The organism is Pseudomonas sp. BJa3 (genome assembly GCF_026343815.1).
In the GTDB taxonomy this organism is placed as follows: Bacteria; Pseudomonadota; Gammaproteobacteria; order Pseudomonadales; family Pseudomonadaceae; genus Aquipseudomonas; species Aquipseudomonas soli.
In genome coordinates, this window is the sequence record NZ_JAOXMC010000005.1 from 208614 (window position 1) to 233484 (window position 24871).

Below are 24871 nucleotides of genomic sequence, written 5' to 3' on the forward strand. Positions count from 1 at the left end.
TCCCACGCGGGAACTGGGGGAACGAGCTTGTCCGGCGATGGCGATCTCAACCCGTCAGATGTCCCACATCAGGTTGATGGCAAAGTTGCGGCCCGGCATGGTCAGGCGATCGAGATTGGCCGGCTGGGTCACTCCCGCTTCGCCAAGCGCGTCGTAGCCACGTACGTCATCCCACTGCCAGTACTTCTTGTCGGTCAGGTTGTAGAGGCCTGCGTTGACGGTGATGTCGTCGGTCACTTTGTAGTAGCCGGTCAGGTCCAGCACGCCGTAGCCAGGCGTGCGGAACTGCTTGCTGGCGCCATCGGGGGCGAAGAAGGTGGAGTCGTCGACGCGGTCCTTGCGCTTGACCAGGGTCCAGCTCAGCAGCCCCCCATAGTTCTGTTGCTCGTAGCCCAGGCCGAGGACCGCGGTCAGCGGGTTGACGCTGTTCAGTGGCTGACCGTTGTCATCGTTGCGGCCGCGGGCATAGGCCAGCGAGCCTTGGGTGTACAGGCCCTGGGCAGCGCCGAAGTGGTCGAGGTTGAGGCGGCCCTTGAACTCCGCGCCCTTGATGGTGGCGTGCTTGATGTTGTTGGCCTGGAAGGTCGAACCCAGGTTGGCCGACTGCACGGCGTCTTCGTTGATGAAGTCGCGGTACTTGTTGTAGAACACCGCGATATCGAAGTTGCCGGCCTCGAAGTTACCGCGCAGGCCGGTTTCGTAGCTCTTGCTCTTCTCTGGCTCGAGGTCCGGGTTGGGTTGGACGCTGTAGCCCAGGGTCGGGTTGTCGAAGCGGCCGAACATGGCCTTGGCGGTCGGGGTACGGAAGCCCTCGGCGTATTGGCCGTACCAGGTGTAGTTGTCGTTGAAGGCATAGGTCACGCCGAATTTTGGCGAAACGCGGTGCCATTTCTTGTCTGCGTCGTCGATGGCCCCAGGCGCTGCACCGTTACCCTGGACCCCGCGCAGGAACTCGCTGGTCATCTGCGGTTCCATGCGGGTGTAGTCGTACCGAGCGCCGGGCAGGAAGGTCCAGTTGTTCCAGCGGATTTCGTCCTGGGCGAACAGGCTGTAGGTGTTGACCGTCGGGTCGGGGAAGTCGCTGACCCGTACCTGGCCGTCGCCGGGGCTATTCTGGCCGATCGCCGTACAGCTGCCGCCGACGTTGAGGCAGGTGCCGGTACCGCTGCGTGAACCGGTGATCTTTTCATGCTTGAGGGTCGTGCCGTAGGTCAGCAGGTGGTCGGTGGCACCCAGGCTGAAAGCCTTGTCCAGCTGGGCGTCGAATACCCACTGGCGGTCCTTGTAGGTGGTCTGGCGATCGCGGAACACCTGGCGGCCACTGGCGAAATACAGCTCGTCGGTGCGTTGGTCGGTCTTGGCGATCTGGTAGTTCAGGCTCCATTTCACGTGGTCGGCGACCAGGCTTTCAAGGCCGAACTCATGGTTGATGCCAAAGCGCTCGCGGGTAACGGTGTCGTCGCCCTGGCGCATCCGATACATGTTCGAGGCGCCGCGGCCCGGAATGAAGGGGCCTCCGACGGCGCTGAGGATGTTCTGGTCGCGGTCGTCCTTGTAGTGCTCGTAGGTGAAGCCGAAGCGGGCATCGTCGGCGTAGTTCCAGCCAAGCTTGGCCAGGACGTTGGTGGTGCGCACGTCCTCCGGGTTGGCCTTGCTGCGGTTCAGGCCGGTGCCGCCGTGTTCGCCATACGATTCGGTTTCATGGCCGTTACGTTGGCTCAGGTGCAGCAGGCCATCGAAATCGCCCTGGCGACCGGCGACGGTAGCCGAGGTCAGCCAGCTTTCGTCGGCCGAGCTGTAGCCGGTCTTCAGACGGGCGCCGACATCCTTGCCCGGCTTGATGATGTCCTCGGGATCGAGGGTGTAGTAACTCACCGCGCCGCCGATGGCGTTGCTGCCGTACAGCACCGAGGCCGGGCCGCGGAGGATCTCGACGCGCTTGACGATTTCCGGGTCGACATAGTTGCGCTGGGTCTGGGCGTAGGGGCCATAGAAGAAACTGTCGGGGATCGACACGCCGTCGACCTGGGTCAGGATACGTTCACCGTCGATGCCGCGAATGTTGTAGCCATTCAGGCCGCTGCGCTGGCCGACGCCACCGACGGAAACACCCGGCTCATAGCGCACCAGTTCCTTGATGTCGTTGACGTTCTGCCGGTCCAGTTGCTCGCGGGTCTTCACGCTGACGGTGCTCGGCACCTGGCTGACGTCCTGGGCGCTGCGGGTGGCGCTGACGGTCACCTGCTGCAGGGCGATGGCGTTGCCGGCGGCCTGGCGTTCCAGCACCACGTTGCCATTGCTGATCTTGCGGTAGCCCAGGCCGGTGCCGCGCAGCAGGCGCTGCAGCGCTGCTTCCGGGGCCAGCGAGCCCTGTACGCCCGGCGAGGCCACACCGTCGGCCAGCTCGGCACTGAAGCCGACCTGCCAGCCGGTGACCTGGCTGAAGGCATTGATGGCTTCGACCAGCGGTTGCTGGGCGATGGCGAAGCGGTAATCGCCCATGCGCGGGCTACTCGCCTGGGCCGGTTCCACGGCCAGCGCGGGCAGGCTGCAGGCGCCGCTGGCGAGCAAAGCCAAGGTCAACAGGGACAATTGCCCGCGACGGCGGGAAGAAGAGGACGGGCGGGTTTGACCTGTGGGCATCGAAAGCGCTCCCTGTCGCGCGTGAGTCATAGACAGTGCTTGTTCTCGTTTTCGAACGAGAATCAATCGTATTGGCTATAACGAGACGGGCGAGGTGTGGCGATCGCGTAAAAAAACTTGCAAGGTCAGTTAAGAATTACCACGGCTGGGTATTCATGCAGTTGCGCCGAGGTGATGTGGGCCAGGGCACGCAGCGTTTCCAGCGGCTGGTCGAGGCGATAGTTGCCGGTGACCGCGACCTGCTCCAGGTGCGCGTTGCGGTTGATGATCCAGCCCGGGTAGTAGCGGCGGACCTCCGCGAGCACCTGGCTCAGCGGGCAGTTCTCGAACACCAGGCGGCCTTCGATCCAGGCCAGGTCCTTGCTCATGTCGGGGCGCTGGCGCTGGCCGAAGCCCTTGGGGCCGACGCTGATGCTGTCGCCGGCGCTCAGGCGGATGCGTTGGTCGCTCGCGGCCTGCAGGTCGACATCGCCGCGTTGTACCCGCACCTGGGCCTCGCCATCGAGGTAGCGTACGGCGAAATCGGTGTCGCGCACGCTGGCGCGCAGTGGGCCGGCCTGGACTTCCAGCGGCGGCTGGCTGGTGTTGGACACCTGGAAATACGCCTCGCCCTGCAACAGCCGGGCGACCTTGCGGCCTTCGCGCTCGTCGCTGGCAAAGGCCGAATTGGTGTTGAGCAGCACCTTGGCGCCGTGGTCCAGCTCCAGGCGCTGGCGCTCGCCGACCACGGTCAGATGGTCGGCCTGCAGGCGCACTGGCAGGTTGCCGAACGTGAACAGCCCGACCAGCAGCACCGCGGCGGTGGCCAAAGGTTTCCAGTGGCTGCGCAGGCGCCCGGCAAGCGAGCGCTTGCGCCTTTGCTGCAGTTGCCCGGCCACCTGGCGCAGCGATGTGCCGTTCCACATCGCCTCGGCTTCGACATAGGCCTCGGCGTTTTCCGGCTCGGCGCCCAGCCAGTGCTCGAAAGCGCGGGTGTCGTCTTCGCTGGCGCATTGCAGGCGGATCAACCAGTCCAGCGCCTCTTCGCGGGCACGGGCGCGGGCATCAGGCTCGGCGGGTGACGGGCGAGGGGTGGGGTGGTCGGTCACGACGGATCCTTGCATTGGGCATTTTTTGCGCATGATCAGTGCAGACCTTGCCCATGGCAAGGGCTTTGCGCTGACCAGCGGCGAGCGGTCGCGTCACTGGTGACGATCGGCCACGCCCATGCAGATGGCCATGATCAGTTTCAGCTCCTTCTGCACGGTGCTGGCCGAGACGCTCAACTGCTCGGCGATTTCCAGGTAGCTGGCGCCGTGCAGGCGGCTGAGGATGAAGATGCGCTGCTGGCGTTCGCTCAACTGGCCGAGGCTGACGCTCAGGTGCTTGAGCAGTTGCTCGGCGTGGGCGGCATCCTCGCTGCTCGCGGCAGGGGCTGCGACGTTATGCAGGACCTGTTCGGGCACGTCGTCCACCAAGGTGCGCGCTTGCACCCGGCGCGTGCGCAGGTGGTCCAGGGCAAGGTTGCGGGCGGTCTGGAACACGAAGGGTTCCAGGTGCTCGATCGGGCGCTCGCCCAGGGCGCGGGTGACCCGCAGATAGGTTTCCTGCAGCAGGTCCTCGGCAGTGCTGGGGTTGCCCACCATGCGCTGCAGCGTGCGCAGCAGGGTGAGACGCTGGGTGAGGAACACTGAGTTGAACCGGGACTGACTCACGGGGGAACCTGGGCGTTTTGGGATTAATGATAATGCTTATCATCACCGACCAAGGTCAAGCATGGAAATGTCACGAATGAGTAAAGCTTGTGGCAGCAGCCCACTCCCACAAGACTTTACTCTGAAGACCTGACCCTGCCTTAACGCGCGTTGAACAATGCCAGGCAATTGTCCAGCATGCGGTTGGAGAAGCCCCACTCGTTGTCGTACCAGGCCAGCACCTTGAGCATCCGCCCGTTGGCGCGGGTGTGGTTGGCGTCGAAGATCGACGACAGCGGGTTGTGGTTGAAGTCGCACGACACCAGTGGCAGGGCGTTGTAGCCCAATACCCGGGAATGACGGCTGGCCTCGAGGAACAGCTGGTTGACTTCTTCGGCGCTGGTTTCGCGCTGCAGGTTGACGGTGAGGTCGACCAGCGACACGTTGATCACCGGCACCCGTACGGCCATTCCGGTGAGCTTGCCGGCCAGTTCCGGCAGCACCAGGCCCACGGCTTCGGCAGCGCCGGTCTTGCTCGGGATCATCGATTGGGTGGCCGAGCGGGCGCGATACGGATCGCTGTGGTAGACGTCGGTGAGGACCTGATCGTTGGTATAGGCGTGAATGGTGGTCATCAGGCCTTGCTCGATGCCGAACTCGCGGTGCAGCACCTGGGCAATCGGCGCCAGGCAGTTGGTGGTGCACGAGGCGTTGGAGATGATCTGGTGCGAGGCGCGCAGCACATCGTGGTTGACCCCGTAGACCACGGTGGCGTCGACACCCTTGGCCGGGGCGCTGACGATCACCTTGCCGGCCCCGGCGCTCAAGTGCGCCGCGGCCTTGGCGCGTTCGGTGAACAGCCCGGTGCATTCGAACACCACATCGATGGCCAAGGTTTTCCAGGGCAGCTCGGCAGGGTTGCGGATGGCGCTGACGGCGATACGGTCGCCATTGACGGTGAGGCTTTCGTGGTCGGCCTCGACAGTGGCGTCGAAGGTGCCGTGGACGCTGTCGTACTTGAGCAGGTGGGCATTCATCGCGCTGTCGCCCAGGTCGTTGATGGCGACGACCTGCAGGTCCTGGCGGTAGCCCTGCGTGTACAGTGCGCGCAGGACGTTGCGTCCGATGCGGCCGAATCCGTTGATGGCGATGCGTAGGGTCATGGTATTACCTCTGGCAGTCGGGTGAAGCCTGTGGCACAAAGGACAGCTTCACTGAAACGGTTTTGTTGTTGGAATTACAAGATTATTCACCGAGAGATAGAAAACAAGCCTTTTTGCTGGCAGTATTTTGTTTAAACATACAACGAGTGGTTGGGTTGTCCCCTTGTCGAGCGGTGCTGGCGCCTTTTCCTAGAGACTAGGTCGCAATCGTTTGGAGGGAAAATGCCCCAGTAAAGCCGCCCCACAGTTAGCCTGGAGTCCAGTACATGCATCCGCGCATCCTTGAGGTCACCGAACGGCTGATCGCCCGCAGCCGCCGTACCCGTGAACGCTACCTTGAGCTGATCCGTGGGGCGGCCAGTGACGGGCCCATGCGCGCCCAGTTGCAGTGCGCCAACTTCGCCCATGGCGTGGCCGGCTGCGGCGGGGACGACAAGCAGACCCTGCGCTTGATGAACGCGGCCAACGTGGCCATCGTCTCGGCCTACAACGACATGCTCTCGGCGCACCAGCCGTACCAGCACTTCCCCGAACAGATCAAACAGGCGCTGCGTGAAGTCGGTTCGGTCGGCCAGTTCGCCGGCGGCGTGCCGGCCATGTGCGACGGCGTCACCCAGGGCGAGCCGGGCATGGAGCTGGCCATCGCCAGCCGCGAGGTGATCGCCATGTCCACCGCCATCGCCCTCTCGCACAACATGTTCGATGGCGCGCTGATGCTGGGCATCTGCGACAAGATCGTCCCCGGGCTGATGATGGGCGCCTTGCGTTTCGGCCACCTGCCGACGATCTTCGTGCCGGGCGGGCCGATGGTCTCGGGCATTTCCAACAAGGAAAAGGCCGATGTGCGCCAGCGCTACGCCGAGGGCAAGGCCACCCGCGAGCAACTGCTCGAATCGGAAATGAAGAGCTACCACGGCCCCGGTACCTGCACTTTCTACGGCACCGCCAACACCAACCAACTGGTGATGGAGGTCATGGGCCTGCACCTGCCGGGCGCCTCGTTCGTCAACCCCTACACGCCGCTGCGCGATGCCCTTACCGCCGAGGCCGCGCGCCAGGTCACGCGCATGACCAAGGCCAGTGGCAGCTTCATGCCCATTGGCGAGATCGTCGACGAAAAGGCCCTGGTCAACTCGATCGTCGCCCTGCACGCCACCGGCGGCTCGACCAACCACACCCTGCATATCCCGGCCATCGCCCAGGCCGCCGGCATCCAGCTGACCTGGCAGGACATGGCCGACCTGTCCGATGTGGTGCCGACGCTGTCCCACGTCTATCCCAACGGCAAGGCCGACATCAACCACTTCCAGGCCTCCGGCGGCATGGCCTTCCTCATTCGCGAGCTGCTCGACGCGGGCCTGCTGCACGAGGACGTCAACACCGTGGCCGGGCACGGCCTGCGCCGCTACACCCAGGAGCCGTTCCTCGAGGATGGCCGCCTGGTCTGGCGCGAGGGGCCGCGGCACAGCCTCGACGAAAGCATCCTGCGCCCGGTGGCGCGGCCGTTCTCCGCCGAGGGCGGGTTGCGGGTGATGGAAGGCAACCTTGGCCGTGGCGTGATGAAGGTTTCCGCCGTGGCGCCCGAGCACCGGGTGGTCGAGGCGCCTGCCCGGGTGTTCCATGACCAGCAGTCGCTGGCCGATGCGTTCAAGGCAGGCGAGCTGGAGCGGGACTTCGTCGCCGTGGTGCGTTTCCAGGGGCCGCGCTGCAACGGCATGCCCGAGCTGCACAAGCTGACGCCTTTCCTCGGCGTGCTGCAGGATCGCGGCTTCAAGGTGGCGCTGGTTACCGACGGGCGCATGTCCGGTGCTTCGGGCAAGATCCCGGCGGCCATCCACGTCTGCCCGGAGGCTTTTGATGGTGGCCCGCTGGCGCGGGTGCGCGATGGTGATATCGTGCGCGTCGATGGTGCCGAAGGCACGCTGCGGATCATGGTCTCGGCCGAGGAACTGGCCGGCCGTGAACTGCCAGCGCCACCCAAGGGTAACGACCTGGGCTGCGGGCGTGAGCTGTTCGGCTTCATGCGTGTGGCGTTCAGTTCCGCCGAGCAAGGCGCGAGCGCCTTCACCTCGGCTCTGGAGAACCTCGAATGAAGGCCTTGCTGGTCGGCGACATCGGTGGCACCAACGCGCGTTTCGCCGTGTGGCGCGACGAAGAACTGCAGGCGGTCCAGGTGCTGGCCACCGCCGACTACACCAGCCCCGAACAGGCCATCGAGGCCTACCTGGCCGACCAGGGTATCGCCCGTGGCGGCCTGGCGGCGGTGTGCCTGGCGGTGGCAGGCCCAGTGGACGGCGACGAGTTCCGCTTTACCAACAACCACTGGCGCCTGAGCCGCAGTGCGTTCTGCCAGACGCTGCAGGTCGATCGCCTGTTGTTGATCAACGACTTTTCCGCGATGGCGCTGGGCATGACCCGCCTGCGCGCAGGCGAATTTCGTGAAGTCTGCGCAGGCCTCGCCGATCCATCGCGCCCGGCGCTGGTGATCGGCCCCGGCACCGGCCTGGGCGTGGGCAGCCTGCTGCGCCACGGTGAGCATTGGCTGGCACTGCCGGGGGAGGGCGGGCATGTCGACCTGCCGGTGGGCAATGCCCGTGAGGCGGCGATCCACCAGGAAATCCATCGGCAGATCGGCCATGTCAGTGCCGAGACCGTGCTCAGTGGCGGTGGGCTGGTGCGCCTGTACCAGGCCATTTGTGCGCTCGATGGTGCTGCGCCGACGCACAAGACCCCGGCGCAGATCACCGACGCGGCGCTGGCCAACGAGCCACGGGCGCTGGCGGTGGTCGAGCAGTTCTGCCGGTTCCTCGGCCGGGTGGCGGGCAACAATGTGCTCACCCTCGGGGCGCGGGGTGGCGTCTACATTGTCGGTGGCGTGATTCCCCGTTTCGCCGAATTGTTCCTGCGCAGCGGCTTTGCCGCGAGCTTCGCCGACAAGGGCTGCATGAGCGGGTATTTCGCCGGGGTGCCGGTGTGGCTGGTGACGGCGGAGTTTTCCGGGTTGCTGGGGGCCGGAGTGGCTTTGCAGCAAGCGCTGGACCTCTAACCGACGGAGCCGCACTGCGGCCCCCCACAGCAGGCATCAAGATCTGCGTTTACAAAAGGACTGACCATTGTGACCACTGCCGGCAAATCGATCCTGATGGTCGACGACGACCAGGACATCCGCGAACTGCTGCAGACCTACCTCGCCCGCTGCGGCCTGCAGGTGCACGCCGAACCTGACGGCCAGGGCTTTCGCCGCGCCCTGGACGCCAACTCCTACGACCTGGTGATCCTCGACGTGATGCTGCCCGACGAAGACGGCTTCAGCCTGTGTCGCTGGGTTCGCCAGCACCCGCGCCAGGCGCGGGTGCCGATCATCATGCTTACCGCCAGTTCCGATGAAGCCGACCGGGTCATCGGCCTGGAGCTGGGCGCCGATGACTACCTCGGCAAACCCTTCAGCCCGCGTGAGTTGCAGGCGCGGATCAAGGCCTTGTTGCGTCGTGCCGATTTCGGCCAGGCGGCGCCGGCCAGTGCGGTGCTGGCCTTCGATGACTGGCGCCTCGACACGATCAGCCACCGTCTGTTCCACCGCGACGGCGAAGAGGTGATCCTCTCCGGCGCCGACTTCGCCCTGCTCAAGCTGTTTCTCGATCACCCGCAGCAGATCCTCGACCGCGACACCATCGGCAACGCCACCCGTGGTCGCGAGCCGATGCCGCTGGACCGTATCGTCGACATGGCGGTCAGCCGCCTGCGCCAGCGCCTGCGCGACACGGAAAAACCACCCCGGCTGATCCGTACCGTGCGCGGCAGCGGCTACCTGCTGGCGGCCAATGTCTGCCCGGCCTGACGAGCGTCGCTGGCGCCTGCTGCCGCGCTCGCTGCTGGGGCGCATGCTGCTGCTTACCTTGCTGGTAGTGTTGCTGGCCCAGGGCCTGTCCAGCGTGATCTGGGTCGCGCAGCTGCGCGCCAGCCAGCTGCAGGGCTTGCGCGCCAGCGCCAGCAGCCTCGCGCATTCGATGAGTGCCAGTGTCAGCTACTTCCGTTCGCTGCCGGTGGCCTACCGGCCCATGGTGCTGGACCAGTTGCGCAGCATGGGTGGCACGCGCTTCTTCGTCTCGCTCAACGTCAAGCCGCTGGAAATGCCGGTGTTGCCGATCACCCCGCGCAAGCAGGCGGTGATCGACGTTTTTCAAGAGGTGCTGCACGAGCGCCTTGGCCAGCAGATGGAGATCTCCGTGGAGTTCGTCAGCCCCGACGATCTGCGCATCTTCAACAGCGGCCTGAAACTCGATGAGCTGCCCCGCTCCTGGGCGCACTATTCGCTCACCCTCGAGCCGCTCAACCCGCCGGTACTGGTGACCCAGCTCCGCCTCGGCGAGGGCGAGTGGCTGTACATCGCCTCGCTGTTGCCTGAGCCCTACACCAGCCTCGAGGCCGAACGCCTGCCGCGTCAGCAGATCGGTTTCATTGCCCTGACTACCGTGCTGTTGTTGCTGTTCATCGGCCTGCTGGTGCACTGGCAGAGTCGGCCGCTCAAGCGCCTGGCACGGGCGGCGCGGGAAATGTCGCTGGGCGCCGACGTGGCCCCGGTGGCCGAAGGCGGCGGCAGCGAGGTGGTCGAAGTGGGGCGGGCGTTCAACAACATGCGTGAACGGATCAGCCGCTACCTGACCGAGCGTTCCCAGCTGTTCAGCGCCATTTCCCATGACCTGCGCACACCAATCACGCGCCTGCGCCTGCGGGTGGAGCTTCTCGAGGACGAGAAGCTGCAGGCCAAGTTCAGCCGCGACCTCGATGAGCTGGAGCTGCTGGTCAAGGGCGCCCTGCAATGCGTGAAGGACACCGATATCCACGAGAACATCGAGCCGATCGATCTCAACCAGGTACTGGAGATGCTGGCCGAGCCTTATCTCGGCGATGGGCGCATCACCGTGGAGGGGCAGGCATTGGCACCGTACCCCGGAAAATCGCTGGCCTTGCGCCGCTGCATCGGCAACCTGATCGACAACGCCATCAAGTACGGCGAGCGCGCGCAGCTGCGCATCATCGATACCGCCGAGAGCTTCGTGCTGCAGGTGGACGACCAGGGGCCGGGGGTGCCCGAACAGCGCCTGGAGCAAGTGTTCGAGCCGCACTTCCGCCTCGCCGGGCAGCAGCAGGGGTATGGGCTGGGGCTGGGCATCGCGCGCAACATCGCCCATAGCCATGGCGGCGAGGTGAGCCTGTTGAACCTGCGCGAAGGTGGGTTGCGGGTGACCTTGTACCTGCCGCGTTCAGCCGAATGAGCCCTTGCTACGCGATAAGCGCTTCGATGTAACGATGTGGTGACAATCGAGCCGGGCTTCGTGACATGCCAGCCAGGACCGCTGGCTAGAATCGGCTGACAACAACAAGGAAGGTGCACCCATGGCCATCAGCTGGCTTGACTCCCCGACACACCATGCCTGGCTCGACGCCGAGGCCCTGCGCCTGCTCGCCTTCGCCAGGACTGCGCGCCTGCCCCAGGGGTTCGGCAACCTCGATGACGAAGGCCGCCTGCCCCGTTGCGCCCTGGCCGAGACCATGAACACCGCGCGCATGACCCACAGCTTTGCCCTGGCGCATATCCAGGGCGTTCCGGGTTGCCGCGAACTGGTCGGGCATGGTGTCGAGGCCCTGCAAGGCCCGTTGCGCGACAAAGAGCATGACGGTTGGTACGCGCAGCCTGAAGGTCATGGCGACACCGGCAAGGCCGCCTACCTGCACGCCTTCGTCGCCCTCGCCGCCAGCTCGGCGGTGGTGGCGGGCATCAGCCAGGCGTCGGCGTTGCTGGAGGCGGTGACCCAAGTCATCAAGCAGCGCTTCTGGTGCGAAGAGGAGGGCGCCCTGCGCGAGTCGTTCTCCCGCGACTGGCTGCACGCGGAGGCCTACCGGGGCGCCAACAGCAACATGCACGGCGTCGAAGCCTTCCTCTCCCTGGCCGACGTGACCGGCGACACGCAGTGGTTGCTGCGCGCCCAACGGATCGTCGAGCGCTTGATCCTGACCCGCGCCGCTGCCGACGGCATGCGCGTCACGGAACATTTCGATGCGCAGTGGCAGGCGCTCCCCGACTACAACCGCGAAAACCCCGCCGATGGCTTCCGTCCTTACGGGACCACGCCCGGCCACGCCTTCGAATGGGCGCGCCTGGTACTGCACCTGGAGGCGGCCCTGCAAAGGGCGCAACTGCCTGCGCCCGAGTCCTTGCTGCCCGCCGCCCGGGGTCTGTTCGACAGCGCCTGTCGCCACGCCTGGCAGGCAGATGGCGCGCCGGGGCTGGTCTACACCCTTGACTGGCACAACCGCCCGGTGGTGCGCGAGCGCCTGCACTGGGTGCATGCCGAGGCCTGTGCCACTGCCGCGGCGCTGTTGCGACGTACCGGTGAAGCCCAGTACGAACACTGGTACCGCTGCTTCTGGGACTTCATCGCCAGTCACTTCATCGACTGCGCCCACGGCAGCTGGCACCACGAACTCGACCCGGCGCTGCTGCCCAGTGCGCGCATCTGGGGCGGCAAGCCCGACCTCTACCACGCCTACCAGGCCTTGCTGCTGCCACGCCTGCCGCTGGCGCCGAGCCTGGCCACGGCGCTGGCTTTGTAACCAGACGATGACATTCGCGCATCCGTTCGTTACCTGGCGCCGGGCGCGACCTCCCTACACTCCATGCCATGCAAGCGACAGTCTTGCCTCGCATAACAACAAGAAAGGTAATCCCATGCATCCGACGCTTCGTCTCGCCGCCGCGATCTCCTTCGCCTCCCTGTTCTCCCTCAGTGCCCAGGCCGCCGACTCCAAAGGCAGCGTGGAAGTCGTCCATTGGTGGACCTCCGGCGGCGAGAAGGCCGCAGTCGACGTGCTCAAGGCGCAGGTCGAGAAGGACGGCTTCACCTGGAAGGACGGCGCCGTGGCTGGCGGCGGTGGCGCCACCGCCATGACCGTGCTCAAGAGCCGCGCCGTGGCTGGCAACCCGCCCGGGGTCGCGCAGATCAAGGGCCCGGATATCCAGGATTGGGCCGCCACCGGGTTGCTTGATCCCGACGTGCTCAAGGACGTGGCCAAGGACGAGAAGTGGGACGGCCTGCTCGACAAGAAAGTCGCCGACACCGTCAAGTACGACGGCGACTACGTGGCCGTGCCGGTGAACATCCACCGCATCAACTGGCTGTGGATCAATCCGGAAGTGTTCAAGAAGGCCGGTATCGACAAGGCCCCGACCACCCTTGAGGAGTTCTACGCCGCCGGTGACAAACTCAAGGCCGCCGGCTTCATCCCGCTGGCTCATGGTGGCCAACCCTGGCAGGACAGCACCGTATTCGAGAGCGTGGTGCTCTCGGTGATGGGCGTCGAGGGCTACAAGAAGGCCCTGGTCGAGCTGGATGAAAAGGCCCTGACCGGCCCCGAGATGGTCAAGGCGCTCACCGAGCTCAAGAAGGTCGCCACCTACATGGACCCGGACGGCAAGGGCCAGGACTGGAACCTTGAAGCGGCCAAGGTCATCAACGGCAAGGCCGGCATGCAGATCATGGGCGACTGGGCCAAGAGCGAATGGACCCTGGCGAAGAAGACCGCCGGCAAGGACTACCAGTGCGTGGCCTTCCCGGGCACCGACAAGGCCTTCCTCTACAACATCGACTCGCTGGTGGTATTCAAGCAGAAGGACAAGGGTACCGCTGCAGGCCAGCAGGACATCGCCCGCAAGGTCCTGGGCGAGGACTTCCAGAAGGTCTTCAGCATCAACAAGGGCTCGATCCCGGTGCGTAACGACATGCTCGCCGACATGGGCAAGTACGGCTTCGACAGCTGTGCCCAGACGGCGGCCAAGGACTTCCTGGCCGACGCCAAGTCCGGCGGCCTGCAACCGAGCATGGCGCACAACATGGCCACCACCCTGGCGGTACAAGGGGCATTCTTCGATGTGGTGACCAACTACATCAACGATCCCAAGGCCGATCCGGCCGACGCGGCGAAGAAGCTGGCCGCAGCCGTCAACGCCGCCAAGTAAGGATCTGACGGCCCTATCGCCGGCAAGTCGCGGCGGCGAACCGCGGCTCCCACAGGTACAGCGGAGCACACCTGTACCTGTGGGAGCTGGCTTGCCAGCGATGAGGCCCGCGCAGGCAATCTCGCATCGGGAACCCAGATCATGACTACAGCAACCGCCCGCCTGCGGGCCTCACCCCTGGACGCGCTGCAGCGTTGGCTGCCGAAACTGGTGCTGGCGCCAAGCATGTTCATCGTCCTGGTGGGCTTCTACGGCTACATCCTGTGGACCTTCGTCCTCTCGTTCACCACCTCGACCTTCCTGCCCACCTACAAGTGGGCAGGCCTGGCGCAGTACGCCCGGCTGTTCGACAACGACCGCTGGTGGGTGGCGAGCAAGAACCTGCTGCTGTTCGGCGGGCTGTTCATCGGCATCACCCTGGCCATCGGCGTGTTCCTTGCGGTGCTGCTCGACCAGCGCATCCGCCGCGAAGGCTTCATCCGCACCATCTACCTGTACCCCATGGCGCTGTCGATGATCGTCACCGGTACCGCCTGGAAGTGGCTGCTCAACCCCGGCATGGGCCTGGACAAGCTGCTGCGTGACTGGGGCTGGGAAGGCTTTCGCCTGGACTGGCTGATCGACCCCGACCGGGTGGTCTATTGCCTGGTGATCGCTGCCGTGTGGCAAGCCTCGGGCTTCATCATGGCGATGTTCCTCGCTGGCCTGCGCGGCGTCGACCAGTCGATCATCCGCGCCGCGCAGCTCGATGGCGCCAGCCTGCCGCGCATCTACTGGACCGTGGTTCTGCCCAGCCTGCGCCCGGTGTTCTTCAGTTCGCTGATGATCCTCGCGCACATCGCGATCAAGAGCTTCGACCTGGTGGCGGCGATGACTGCGGGCGGGCCGGGCTACTCCTCGGACCTGCCAGCGATGTTCATGTACTCGTTCACCTTCAGCCGTGGGCAGATGGGCATGGGCTCGGCCAGCGCCATCCTCATGCTGGGCGCGATCCTGGCGATCATCGTCCCCTACCTGTACTCCGAACTACGGGGCAAACGCCATGACTAGTCCTGTCGACAAACCCGCGCTGAACCTCAGCCGCATCGCCATCCATGCGGTGCTGCTGCTGGCGGTGCTGCTGTACCTGGTGCCGCTGGTGGTCATGCTGCTGACCAGCTTCAAGACCCCCGAGGACATCGGCAGCGGCAACCTGCTGAGCTGGCCGGCGGCGTTCACCGGCATCGGCTGGGCCAAGGCCTGGGCCACGGTCAACGGCTACTTCCTCAACTCGATCCTGATCACCGTGCCGGCGGTGCTGATCTCCACGGCGATCGGCGCGCTCAACGGCTATGTGCTGTCGATGTGGCGCTTCCGTGGCTCGCAGCTGTTCTTCGGCCTGCTGCTGTTCGGCTGCTTCCTGCCGTTCCAGACCGTGCTGCTGCCGGCCTCGTTCACCCTCGGCAAGCTGGGCCTGGCCAGCACCACCAGCGGCCTGGTGCTGGTGCATGTGGTGTACGGCCTGGCCTTCACCACATTGTTCTTCCGCAACTACTACGTGAGCATCCCCGAGGCGCTGGTCAAGGCCGCACGCCTGGACGGCGCCGGGTTCTTCACCATCTTCGGGCGGATCATCCTGCCGATGTCGACGCCGATCATCATGGTCTGCCTGATCTGGCAGTTTACCCAGATCTGGAACGACTTCCTGTTCGGCGTGGTGTTCTCCAGCGGCGACTCGCAACCGATCACCGTGGCCCTGAACAACCTGGTCAATACCAGCACCGGGGCCAAGGAATACAACGTCGACATGGCCGCGGCGATGATCGCCGGGCTGCCGACGCTGCTGGTCTACGTGATTGCGGGCAAGTATTTCGTGCGCGGGCTGACCGCCGGCGCGGTCAAGGGGTAAGTCATGGCAACACTCGAACTTCGCAATGTGCACAAGACCTATGGCGCTGGCCTGCCGGACACGCTCAAGGATATCCAGCTGGCGATCAAGGACGGCGAGTTCCTGATCCTGGTCGGGCCCTCGGGCTGCGGCAAGTCGACGCTGATGAACTGCATCGCCGGCCTGGAAAGCATCAGCGGCGGGGCGATCCTCATCGACGACGAGGATGTCAGCGGCATGAGCCCCAAGGATCGCGACATCGCCATGGTGTTCCAGTCCTACGCGCTGTACCCGACCATGAACGTGCGCGACAACATCGCCTTTGGCCTGAAGATCCGCAAGATGTCCCAGACCGCCATCGACGAGGAGGTGGCGCGGGTCGCCAAGCTGCTGCAGATCGAGCACCTGCTGGGGCGCAAGCCCGGGCAGTTGTCCGGCGGCCAGCAGCAGCGCGTGGCCATGGGCCGGGCGCTGGCGCGGCGGCCGAAGATCTACCTGTTCGACGAACCGCTGTCGAACCTCGACGCCAAGCTGCGGGTAGAGATGCGCACCGAGATCAAGCTGATGCACCAGCGCCTGAAGACCACCACGGTGTATGTCACCCATGACCAGATCGAGGCCATGACCCTGGGCGACAAGGTGGCGGTGATGAAGGACGGCATCATCCAGCAGTTCGGCACCCCGCAGCAGATCTACAACGACCCGGCCAACCTGTTCGTCGCCAGCTTCATCGGCTCGCCGCCGATGAACTTCATCCCTGTGCGCCTGATGAAGCAGGACGGCCGGGTGCTGGCACTGCTCGACAGCGGCCAGGCGCGCTGCGAGCTGCCGCTGGGCGTGGCGGCGGACGAGCTGGAGGGGCGCGAGATCATTCTCGGCGTGCGCCCTGAACAAATCTCGCTGGGCGCCGCGGAGGGCAACGGCATGCCCGCGATCCGCGCCGAAGTACAGGTCACCGAGCCCACTGGCCCGGATCTGCTGGTGTTCGTCACCCTCAACCAGACCAAGGTCTGCTGCCGCCTGGCGCCGGATGTGGCGTGCCGGGTGGGCGACAGCCTCAACCTGCAGTTCGACCCGGCGCGGGTGTTGCTGTTCGACGCCGGCAGCGGCGAGCGCCTCGACCTCGCCGCCAGTGGCACTGCCATCAAGGACAACGTGACTCGCTTCAAAGGCCGTTGAATCGTCTAGAACAATGCATAACAAGAAAAGAGGACGCAAAGGGATGGAACATCGCAATCGCATCAAGACCTTGGGATCGCTCGCCTTGTTGGCGGTGGTCGGCAGCAGCGGGGCCCAGGCCGCCGAGGCTTTCTCGTCGGAATCGAAATGGATGACCGGCGACTGGGGCGGCACCCGCACCGAGCTGCTGGAGAAGGGCTACGACTTCACCCTCGACTACGTTGGCGAAGTGGCCGGCAACCTGCACGGTGGCTACAACGACGACAAGACCGCGCGCTACAGCGACCAGTTCGCCTTGGGCGCGCACCTGGACCTGGAGAAGATCTTCGGCTGGAAGGACACCGAGTTCAAGCTGGCGATCACCGAGCGCAGCGGCCGCAACCTGTCCAACGACCGCATCAGCGACCCGCGTGCCGGGCAGTTCAGCTCGGTGCAGGAGGTCTGGGGGCGCGGCCAGACCTGGCGCCTGACGCAGATGTGGGTCAAGCAGAAGTACTTCGACGGCGCGCTGGACGTGAAATTCGGCCGCTTCGGCGAGGGCGAGGACTTCAACAGCTTCCCCTGCGACTTCCAGAACCTGGCTTTCTGCGGCTCGCAGGTGGGCAACTGGGTCGGCGGCATCTGGTACAACTGGCCGGTCAGCCAGTGGGCGCTGCGGGTCAAGTACAACATCACCCCGGAATTCTTCGTCCAGGTCGGTGCCTACGAGCAGAACCCGTCGAACCTGGAGACCGGCAACGGCTTCAAGCTCAGCGGCAGTGGCACCAAGGGCGCGATCCTGCCGGTGGAGGCGGTGTGGTCGCCGAAGGTCAACGGCCTGCCGGGCGAGTACCGCCTGGGCTACTACTACAGCACTGCCAAGGCCGACGACGTGTACGACGACATCAACGGCAACCCGCAGGCGCTGACCGGCGCGGCGTTCAAGTCGCACTCCAGCAAGCACGGCTGGTGGGTGGTGGCGCAGCAGCAGGTCACCGCCCATGCTGGCGACGTCAACCGCGGCCTGAGCCTGTTCGCCAACTTCACCGTGCATGACAAGGCCACCAACGTGGTCGACAACTACCAGCAGGTCGGCATGGTCTATAAAGGCGCCTTTGACGCCCGGCCCAAGGACGATATCGGCTTTGGCATCGCCCGTATCCACGTCAACGACGATGTGAAAAAGCGCGCCGAGCTGCTCAATGCCCAGTCCGGCATCAATGACTACGACAACCCAGGCTTTGCACCGCTGCAGCGCACCGAATACAACGCCGAGCTCTACTATGGCTTCCATGTCACCAACTGGCTGACCGTGCGCCCGAACCTGCAGTACATCAAGAGCCCGGGCGGTGTGGATGAAGTGGACAACGCGCTGGTCGCGGGATTGAAGATTCAGTCGTCATTCTGAGAAAAATTGTTGTAAATTTACGCCATCCATTTCGGCCTCCCGCTAACCACTGGTCTGCAGTGGTTAACGGGCACAGGCTGAGACAGCGCTATCTCGAACAACAAAAGAGCTTGGAAACCATGCCTGAACATCCGCTACATCGCTTCTTCACCTCGCAACGGCCGAGGCCGACCTTCGAGTGGGAGCGTTACCAGCAGCGCGATGTGCTGATCATCGACCACCCTCGCTGCCAGGCGGTGTTCAGCCGCCAGGGCGGGCAGCTCCTGCACTTTCAACCCGCCGGTGAGAAACCCTGGTTGTGGTGCGCCGAGCAGTGGCCGCAGGTGGGGGCCATCCGTGGTGGCGTGCCGGTGTGCTGGCCCTGGTATGGCCGCCATCCCAGCGAGGACCTGTGGCCGGCCCATGGCTGGGCGCGCCTGCTGGACTGGAAGCTGGTGGACAGCCGCGAGGACGAGGAAGGGGTGACCCTGAAATGGCGCCTGGACCTGTGCGACTGGCAGGTCGACCTGCATGCCCGGCTCGGGGCGAGCATGGAGCTGAGCCTGAGCACCGAGCACCAGGACAGCGAACCGTGCCAGCTGAGCCATGCGCTGCTGGCCTACTGGCGGATCAGCGACGTGTCGAAGATAGCGCTATCCGGGCTGGAGGACATCGACGGCTACGACCGCCTCAATCGCCAGGCCTGCCGCGAAGATGGCGCGCTGACCCTCAAGGGCGGTTGCCAGCGGGTCTATCCCGGCACGCCGCGGGTGCAGCTGCAGGACCCGGCTTGGCAGCGCGAACTGTGCATCGATACCGGCGACAGTGACGACACCGTGGTCTGGCACCCTGGCAATCGGCCCTTGATGGGCGTGAGCGGGCGGGAGTGCCAAGGCTTCGTCTGCGTGGAGGCGGCCAGCGGCAGTGACGAGGGCCTGAGCCTGGCGCCGGGCGAGCGGGCGCACCTGCGTTTGCAGGCGCACCGGCTCAGTTGAGGTCGTCGTCCTCGATCGGGTAGCGGCTGGCATTGAGGCTTTCCTTGATCTTGCGCAGGTGTGGCTGGAAGTCCACGCCGCGGCGCAAGGTCATGCCGGTGGCGAGCACGTCGAGCACGGTGAGCTGGATGATCCGCGAGGTCATCGGCATGTAGATGTCGGTGTCTTCCGGCAGCGGGATATGCAGGCTCAGGCTGCAAGCCTGGGCAAGGGGCGAGCCGGCGGCGGTGAGGCCGAGCACCGAGGCGCCGTTTTCCCGCGCCAGGCGCGCCACTTCGACCAGTTCGCGGGTGCGCCCGGTGTAGGAAATGATCACGAACAGGTCGCCGGTGTGGGCCACCGAAGCCAGCATGCGCTGCATCAGCACATCGGCGTGGGCCGACACGGCGAGGTTGAAACGGAAGAACTTGTGCTGCGCATCGAGGGCCACCGGGGCCGAGGCGCCGAGGCCGAAGAAGTGGATCTGCCGGGCCTGAATCATCATGTCCACGGCGCGGCTGACCTGCTGCGGGTCGAGCGCCTGGCAGGCGCTGTCGAGCGAGGCAATGGCACTGCCGAAGATCTTCTGGGTGTAGGCGGCCGGATCGTCGTCGGCCTCCACCGCACGGCTGACATAGGCGGCGCCGCTGGCCAGGCTCTGCGCCAGTTGCAGCTTGAGTTCGGGGTAGCCGCTGACGCCGAACGAGCGGCAGAAGCGGTTGACCGTCGGTTCGCTGACACTGGCTGCCTGGGCCAGGGCGGCGATGCTGAAGCGGGTGGCTTGTTGCGGGTTGAGCAGGATGACTTCGGCGACCTTGCGTTCGGCCTTGTTCAACTCGTCGAGGCGGCCCTGGATCTGTTCCAGGAGGTTTCGCACGCGGTCCATGGTGTGTCCTTGGGTCGGGAAGCAGGCTTTTTGCGCTGGTGTGTATCCTACTGTCGGTAAGATTGTCACACCACTTGTCTGTAATGGCTGTATTGGATGTTGTGGTTTTTACTACATTAACCCTTGAAAAGCAGGGTTGAAACCGGTATTCCTAGTCCAACATTTATAAAAGAACCAACATCATGGCCGCGATCAGTGTCGAACCCTGCACCTTCGCCCTCTTTGGCGCCCTAGGCGACCTGGCATTGCGCAAGCTGTTCCCCGCGCTCTACCAGCTCGACCGCGCCGACCTCCTGCACCCCGACACCCGCCTGCTGGCCCTGGCCCGCGAGCCGGGCAGTGTGCAGGAACACATGAACAACATCGAAGCCCATCTGCGCCGCCACGTGCCGGAGGCCGAGATCGATGCCGCTTCCCTGGGGCGCTTCCTCGCGCGCTTGAATTACCTGCACCTGGACTTCGTCGAGCCCGAGGGCTACCAGGCCTTGGCCGAACAGGCACCGAGCGGGCAGCCGCTTATCGCCTACTTCGCCACGGCGGCGGCGGTCTACGGCGCGATCTGCGAGAACCTCGACAAGGCCGGCCTGGCATCGCGTACCCGGGTGGTGCTGGAAAAGCCCATCGGCCACGACCTGGAGTCGTCGCGCCGGGTCAACGACGCCGTGGCGCGGTTCTTCCCCGAGAGCCGGGTCTACCGTATCGACCACTACCTGGGCAAGGAGACGGTGCAGAACCTGATCGCCCTGCGCTTCGCCAACAGCCTGTTCGAAACCCAGTGGAACCAGAATTCCATCTCCCATGTGGAGATCACCGTCGCCGAGAAAGTCGGCATCGAGGGCCGCTGGGGCTACTTCGACAAGGCCGGCCAGCTGCGCGACATGATCCAGAACCACCTGTTGCAGCTGCTCTGCCTGATCGCCATGGACCCGCCCAGCGATCTCTCGGCCGACAGCATCCGCGACGAGAAGGTCAAGGTGCTCAAGGCCCTGGCACCGATCACCGGAGAAGGGCTGAGCACCCATGTGGTGCGTGGCCAGTACATCGCCGGTTTCAGTGACGGCAAGCCGGTGCCGGGTTACCTCGAAGAGGACAACGCCAACGCCCAGAGCGACACCGAGACCTTCGTCGCCCTGCGCGCCGATATCCGCAACTGGCGCTGGTCGGGCGTGCCGTTCTACCTGCGCACCGGCAAGCGCATGCCGCAGAAGCTGTCGCAGATCGTCATCCACTTCAAGGAAACCCCGCACTACATCTTCGCCCCGGAACAGCGTTTGCAAATCGGCAACAAGCTGATCATTCGCCTGCAGCCGGACGAGGGTATTTCGCTGCGGGTGATGACCAAGGAACAGGGCCTGGACAAGGGCATGCAACTGCGCAGCGGCCCGCTGCAGCTGAATTTCTCCGACACCTGGCGCAGCGCGCGGATCCCGGACGCCTACGAGCGGTTGCTGCTGGAAGTGATGCGCGGCAACCAGAACCTGTTCGTGCGCAAGGACGAGATCGAATACGCCTGGAAATGGTGCGACCAGCTGATCGCTGGCTGGAAGCACACCGGCGACGCGCCCAAGCCCTATGCGGCCGGTTCCTGGGGGCCGATGAGCTCGATTGCATTGATTACACGTGATGGGAGGGCCTGGTATGGCGATATCTGAACTGCAACTGCCGGCGACCGTGAAGGTTCATCAGCTGGCCGATCCGAAAACCCTGGCGGCGACCCAGGCCCATGATGTGGCTGAACGCCTGCGCCAGGCGATCACCAGCAAGGGGCAGGCCTGCCTGGTGTTGTCTGGCGGCCGTAGCCCGGTGCCGTTTCTCGAGAAGCTGGCCGGCGAGGCGCTGGACTGGACCCGGGTCACCGTGAGCCTGGCCGACGAGCGCTGGGTGCCGGTGGCGCACGACGACAGCAACGCCGGCCTGCTGGCTCGCCACCTGTTCAAGGGACCGGCGGCCAAGGCTCGCTTTATCGGGCTCTACCAGCCCGCAGCGACCCTCGAAGCCGCTGCCGAGCAGGCCGACCAGGTGCTGGCCGACCTGCCGCCGATCGATGTGCTGGTGCTGGGTATGGGCGACGATGGTCATACGGCCTCGCTGTTCCCGGCCAGCCCCAACCTGCGCCAGGGCCTGGCCAAGGTCGGTGAGCGCCGCTGCCTGCCGATGCTGGCACCCAGCGTGCCACACCAGCGCCTGAGCATGACCCGCGCACTGCTGGCCACTGCCGGCCTGACCCTGTTGTCGGTGCAGGGCGCGGGCAAGCTAGCCACCCTGCGCACCGCGCTGGCGGCCGAAGACCCAACCGAAATGCCGATTCGCGCCTTTCTTCACGACCCCCTGGACATCTACTGGTGCCCATGAGCCAAGGATCCATTGTCATGACCACCCTCGAACGCCCACAGCCTTTGCTCTCGATGGCCGACAAAGCCGCGCGGATCGACGCGATCTGTAACAAGGCGCGCATCCTGCCGGTAATCACCATCGCCCGTGAGGAAGACATCCTGCCCCTGGCCGATGCCCTGGCCGCCGGCGGCATCCGCACCCTGGAAGTGACCCTGCGCTCGCAACACGGCCTGAAGGCCATCCAGGTGCTGCGCGAGCAGCGCCCGGAGCTGTGCGTCGGCGCTGGCACCGTGCTCGACCGCGGCATGTTCGCGGCGGTCGAGGCGGCGGGCGCGCAGTTCGTCGTCACCCCGGGCATCACCCAGGACATTCTCGAAGCGGGCGTGGACAGTGATATTCCGCTGTTGCCGGGCATCAGCACGCCGTCGGAAATCATGATGGGCTACGCCCTGGGCTATCGCCGCTTCAAGCTGTTCCCCGCCGAGATCAGTGGCGGCGTGGCGGCCATCAAGGCGTTCGGCGGCCCGTTCGGCGACATTCGCTTCTGCCCCACTGGCGGGGTCAACCCGGCCAACGTGCGCAACTACATGGCCCTGCCCAATGTGATGTGTGTGGGCGGCACTTGGATGCTCGACAGCAGCTGGATCAAGAACGGCGACTGGGCGCGGATCGAGGCGTGCAGCGCCGAGGCGATGGCGTTGCTGGACTGACAGATTTCGTTGTGTGCTACACGGCTTGTGGGGCGCTTGGTCGGCGCCCCTTTTTTTCGCCTGCGATTTGGGTGCTGCCGGTTCCGGCTCTATCGCGGGGCAAGCCCGCTCCCACGAGCCCGCGATGGGCTCGGGAAAACCAACAAAAAAGCCCGCATCGAGGATGCGGGCTTTGGTTATCAGCGTTGGCTTACGCCGCTTTGGCCTGCTGCTGGCTCAGCGAGCGGTTCAGTGCGCTGAACAGTGCCTTGAAGCTGGCGGTGGTGATGTTCTCGTCGATGCCCACGCCGTGCACCGGACGCCTGCCGGCCACGCGCAGCTCGATATAGGCCGCGGCCTTGGCATTGGTGCCGGCGCCGATGGCGTGTTCGTTGTAATCCATGATCTCCACGGCGATCGGCAGGCCGGCCACCAGTGCTTCGAGGGCGCCGTTGCCCTTGCCGTGCCAGTGCAGGGTGGTTTCGCCTTCACCGGAGACTTCCACTTGCACGTGGCTGCTGCCGTTCTCTTCCTGCAGGCGGTGGCTGACCAGGGCATATGGCGCGTTGGCCTGGAGGTATTCCTTCTGCAGCAGTTTGTAGATCTGCTCGGCGGTCATTTCCAGGCCGAGACGGTCGGTTTCGCCCTGTACCACCTGGCTGAACTCGATCTGCATGCGGCGCGGCAGGCTGATGCCATATTCCTGCTCGAGCAGGTAGGTGATGCCGCCCTTGCCCGACTGGCTGTTGACGCGGATTACCGCCTCGTAGCTGCGGCCGATGTCGGCCGGGTCGATCGGCAGGTATGGCACTTCCCACAGCTCGCCGTCCTGCTGCTTGGCGAAGCCCTTGCGAATGGCGTCCTGGTGCGAGCCGGAGAACGCGGTGTGCACCAGGTCGCCGACGTACGGGTGACGTGGGTGCACCGGCAGCTGGTTGCACTCCTCGACGACCTTGCGCACGCCGTCGATATCGGAGAAGTCCAGCTGCGGGTCGATGCCCTGGGTGTAGAGGTTCAGTGCCAGGGTCACCAGGTCGACGTTGCCGGTACGCTCGCCGTTGCCGAACAGGCAGCCTTCGGCGCGGTCGGCGCCAGCCATCAGGCCCAGCTCGGTGGCGGCGATACCGGTGCCCCGGTCGTTGTGGGTATGCAGGCTGATGATCACGCTGTCGCGGCGGTTGACGTTACGGCAGAACCACTCGATCTGGTCGGCGTAGACGTTCGGCGTGGCGACTTCGACGGTGGCCGGCAGATTGAGGATGATCTTGTGCTCAGGGGTCGGGTTCCACACCTCGATCACCGCGTCGCACACCTCTTTGGCGAACTCCAGTTCGGTGGCGCTGAAGGTTTCGGGCGAGTACTGGAAGGTCCACTGGGTTTCAGGCTGCTGCGCCGCGTACTTGACGAACAGCTTGGCGGCGTTGACCGCGATGTCCTTGACGCCCTGCTTGTCCTGGTTGAAGACGATGCGGCGGAACGACGGGCAGGTGGCGTTGTACAGGTGAACGATGGCCTTCTTGGCGCCGCGCAGGGATTCGAAGGTACGCGCGATCAGGTCTTCACGGGCCTGGGTGAGCACCTGGATAGTGGTGTCGTCCGGGATGTGGCCGTCTTCGATCAGGGTGCGCACGAAGTCGAAGTCGGTCTGCGATGCGGACGGGAACGAGGCTTCGATTTCCTTTACGCCTACTTGTACCAAGGTCTTCCAGAAACGCAGCTTCTTCTCCGCATCCATCGGCTCGATCAGCGACTGGTTACCATCACGCAGGTCGGAACTGCACCAGATCGGCGCCTGGGTGATGGTCTTCGACGGCCAGGTACGGTCAGGCAGGTCGATGGTCGGGAAAGCGCGGTACTTCTTCGATGGATCTTTGAGCATGGTCATGGAAGCAATCCTTTTATGTGCGGCCGTGATCGGGCCTGCCGAACGTGTACGAGATGAAAAGGCGAGGCGACGCGATTCACCCTGGTAGTCGGGCGCTGACCAGGCAGAGGCTGCGGTGTTGTTGGAGGAGGGTGCTGAAGATGTTCATATGCTCAACCCTAACCAGTGGGTTTGGGTATGGCAAGCATTGCGAGA

The 24871-nt window shown here is 64.9% G+C and carries 20 protein-coding genes; 14 read left to right on the plus strand and 6 right to left on the minus strand.

Translation table 11 applies throughout. The features are described from left to right. Window positions 1-54 precede the first annotated feature (54 nt). From OH705_RS07820 to gap, 4 genes are all read right to left on the minus strand, one after another. On the minus strand, window positions 55-2643 hold the full coding sequence (locus OH705_RS07820; RefSeq protein WP_267301721.1) for a TonB-dependent receptor: 2589 nt from the start codon (window positions 2641-2643) through the stop codon (window positions 55-57). Between the two features lie 125 nt (window positions 2644-2768). Then, complete coding sequence (locus OH705_RS07825) at window positions 2769-3731, minus strand: FecR family protein (protein ID WP_267301723.1); 963 nt, start codon at window positions 3729-3731, stop codon at window positions 2769-2771. A gap of 93 nt (window positions 3732-3824) precedes the next feature. Next, the gene (locus tag OH705_RS07830) at window positions 3825-4337 is read right to left on the minus strand and encodes an RNA polymerase sigma factor (protein ID WP_023632569.1); all 513 of its coding nucleotides are present in this window, start codon (window positions 4335-4337) and stop codon (window positions 3825-3827) included. 140 nt (window positions 4338-4477) lie between these two features. Continuing rightward, window positions 4478-5479, minus strand: a complete 1002-nt coding sequence (gene gap / locus OH705_RS07835) for a type I glyceraldehyde-3-phosphate dehydrogenase (protein WP_038706743.1) — start codon at window positions 5477-5479, stop codon at window positions 4478-4480. A 266-nt stretch (window positions 5480-5745) separates the two neighbouring features. On the opposite strand from gap, the gene edd reads away from it, so the two are divergent. The 11 genes from edd to OH705_RS07890 all read left to right on the plus strand — a co-directional run bounded on the left by edd (window position 5746) and on the right by OH705_RS07890 (window position 18903). After that, window positions 5746-7572 carry a phosphogluconate dehydratase gene (gene edd / locus OH705_RS07840; protein WP_094011692.1) on the plus strand — a complete coding sequence of 609 codons (1827 nt, stop codon included), beginning with the start codon at window positions 5746-5748 and terminating at the stop codon, window positions 7570-7572. Further along, window positions 7569-8525 carry a glucokinase gene (locus OH705_RS07845; protein ID WP_038706741.1) on the plus strand — a complete coding sequence of 319 codons (957 nt, stop codon included), beginning with the start codon at window positions 7569-7571 and terminating at the stop codon, window positions 8523-8525. The genes edd and OH705_RS07845 overlap by 4 nt, the downstream gene beginning before the upstream one ends. Before the next feature lie 96 nt (window positions 8526-8621). After that, window positions 8622-9317 carry a response regulator gene (locus OH705_RS07850; RefSeq protein WP_201754994.1) on the plus strand — a complete coding sequence of 232 codons (696 nt, stop codon included), beginning with the start codon at window positions 8622-8624 and terminating at the stop codon, window positions 9315-9317. Beyond that, on the plus strand, window positions 9301-10755 hold the full coding sequence (locus OH705_RS07855) for an ATP-binding protein (RefSeq protein WP_094011690.1): 1455 nt from the start codon (window positions 9301-9303) through the stop codon (window positions 10753-10755). Before OH705_RS07850 ends, OH705_RS07855 begins: the two co-directional genes overlap by 17 nt. 121 nt (window positions 10756-10876) lie before the next feature. Further along, window positions 10877-12094 carry an AGE family epimerase/isomerase gene (locus OH705_RS07860; protein WP_267301725.1) on the plus strand — a complete coding sequence of 406 codons (1218 nt, stop codon included), beginning with the start codon at window positions 10877-10879 and terminating at the stop codon, window positions 12092-12094. A 115-nt stretch (window positions 12095-12209) separates the two neighbouring features. Continuing rightward, window positions 12210-13496, plus strand: coding sequence for an ABC transporter substrate-binding protein (locus tag OH705_RS07865; RefSeq protein WP_094011688.1), 1287 nt, complete (start codon window positions 12210-12212; stop codon window positions 13494-13496). 141 nt (window positions 13497-13637) lie between these two features. Then, on the plus strand, window positions 13638-14546 hold the full coding sequence (locus tag OH705_RS07870; protein ID WP_023630395.1) for a carbohydrate ABC transporter permease: 909 nt from the start codon (window positions 13638-13640) through the stop codon (window positions 14544-14546). Beyond that, window positions 14539-15384 carry a carbohydrate ABC transporter permease gene (locus tag OH705_RS07875; RefSeq protein ID WP_023630394.1) on the plus strand — a complete coding sequence of 282 codons (846 nt, stop codon included), beginning with the start codon at window positions 14539-14541 and terminating at the stop codon, window positions 15382-15384. Before OH705_RS07870 ends, OH705_RS07875 begins: the two co-directional genes overlap by 8 nt. 3 nt (window positions 15385-15387) lie before the next feature. Then, window positions 15388-16542: an ABC transporter ATP-binding protein gene (locus tag OH705_RS07880; RefSeq protein WP_094011687.1), complete on the plus strand. Its 1155-nt coding sequence runs from the start codon at window positions 15388-15390 to the stop codon at window positions 16540-16542. 13 nt (window positions 16543-16555) lie between these two features. Next, window positions 16556-17929 carry a carbohydrate porin gene (locus OH705_RS07885; protein ID WP_371041597.1) on the plus strand — a complete coding sequence of 458 codons (1374 nt, stop codon included), beginning with the start codon at window positions 16556-16558 and terminating at the stop codon, window positions 17927-17929. Between the two features lie 119 nt (window positions 17930-18048). Beyond that, a complete protein-coding gene (locus OH705_RS07890) occupies window positions 18049-18903 on the plus strand; it encodes a D-hexose-6-phosphate mutarotase (protein WP_038706736.1) in 855 nt (284 codons plus the stop codon). On the opposite strand, the gene hexR is transcribed toward OH705_RS07890, so the two are convergent. Further along, on the minus strand, window positions 18896-19759 hold the full coding sequence (gene hexR / locus OH705_RS07895; RefSeq protein ID WP_172670918.1) for a DNA-binding transcriptional regulator HexR: 864 nt from the start codon (window positions 19757-19759) through the stop codon (window positions 18896-18898). The genes OH705_RS07890 and hexR overlap by 8 nt on opposite strands. Before the next feature lie 191 nt (window positions 19760-19950). On the opposite strand from hexR, the gene zwf reads away from it, so the two are divergent. The 3 genes from zwf to OH705_RS07910 are packed head-to-tail and all read left to right on the plus strand — an operon-like array spanning window position 19951 to window position 22812. Next, window positions 19951-21420 carry a glucose-6-phosphate dehydrogenase gene (gene zwf, locus OH705_RS07900; protein ID WP_038706735.1) on the plus strand — a complete coding sequence of 490 codons (1470 nt, stop codon included), beginning with the start codon at window positions 19951-19953 and terminating at the stop codon, window positions 21418-21420. Next, complete coding sequence (gene pgl / locus OH705_RS07905; RefSeq protein ID WP_263160184.1) at window positions 21407-22120, plus strand: 6-phosphogluconolactonase; 714 nt, start codon at window positions 21407-21409, stop codon at window positions 22118-22120. The genes zwf and pgl overlap by 14 nt, the downstream gene beginning before the upstream one ends. Before the next feature lie 17 nt (window positions 22121-22137). Further along, window positions 22138-22812 (plus strand): bifunctional 4-hydroxy-2-oxoglutarate aldolase/2-dehydro-3-deoxy-phosphogluconate aldolase, encoded by a 675-nt coding sequence (locus OH705_RS07910; protein ID WP_046854326.1) that lies wholly within the window; start codon window positions 22138-22140, stop codon window positions 22810-22812. Window positions 22813-23002: 190 nt separating this feature from the next. On the opposite strand, the gene leuA is transcribed toward OH705_RS07910, so the two are convergent. Continuing rightward, window positions 23003-24676, minus strand: coding sequence for a 2-isopropylmalate synthase (leuA, locus tag OH705_RS07915; protein WP_267301731.1), 1674 nt, complete (start codon window positions 24674-24676; stop codon window positions 23003-23005). Between the last annotated feature and the right edge of the window lie 195 nt (window positions 24677-24871).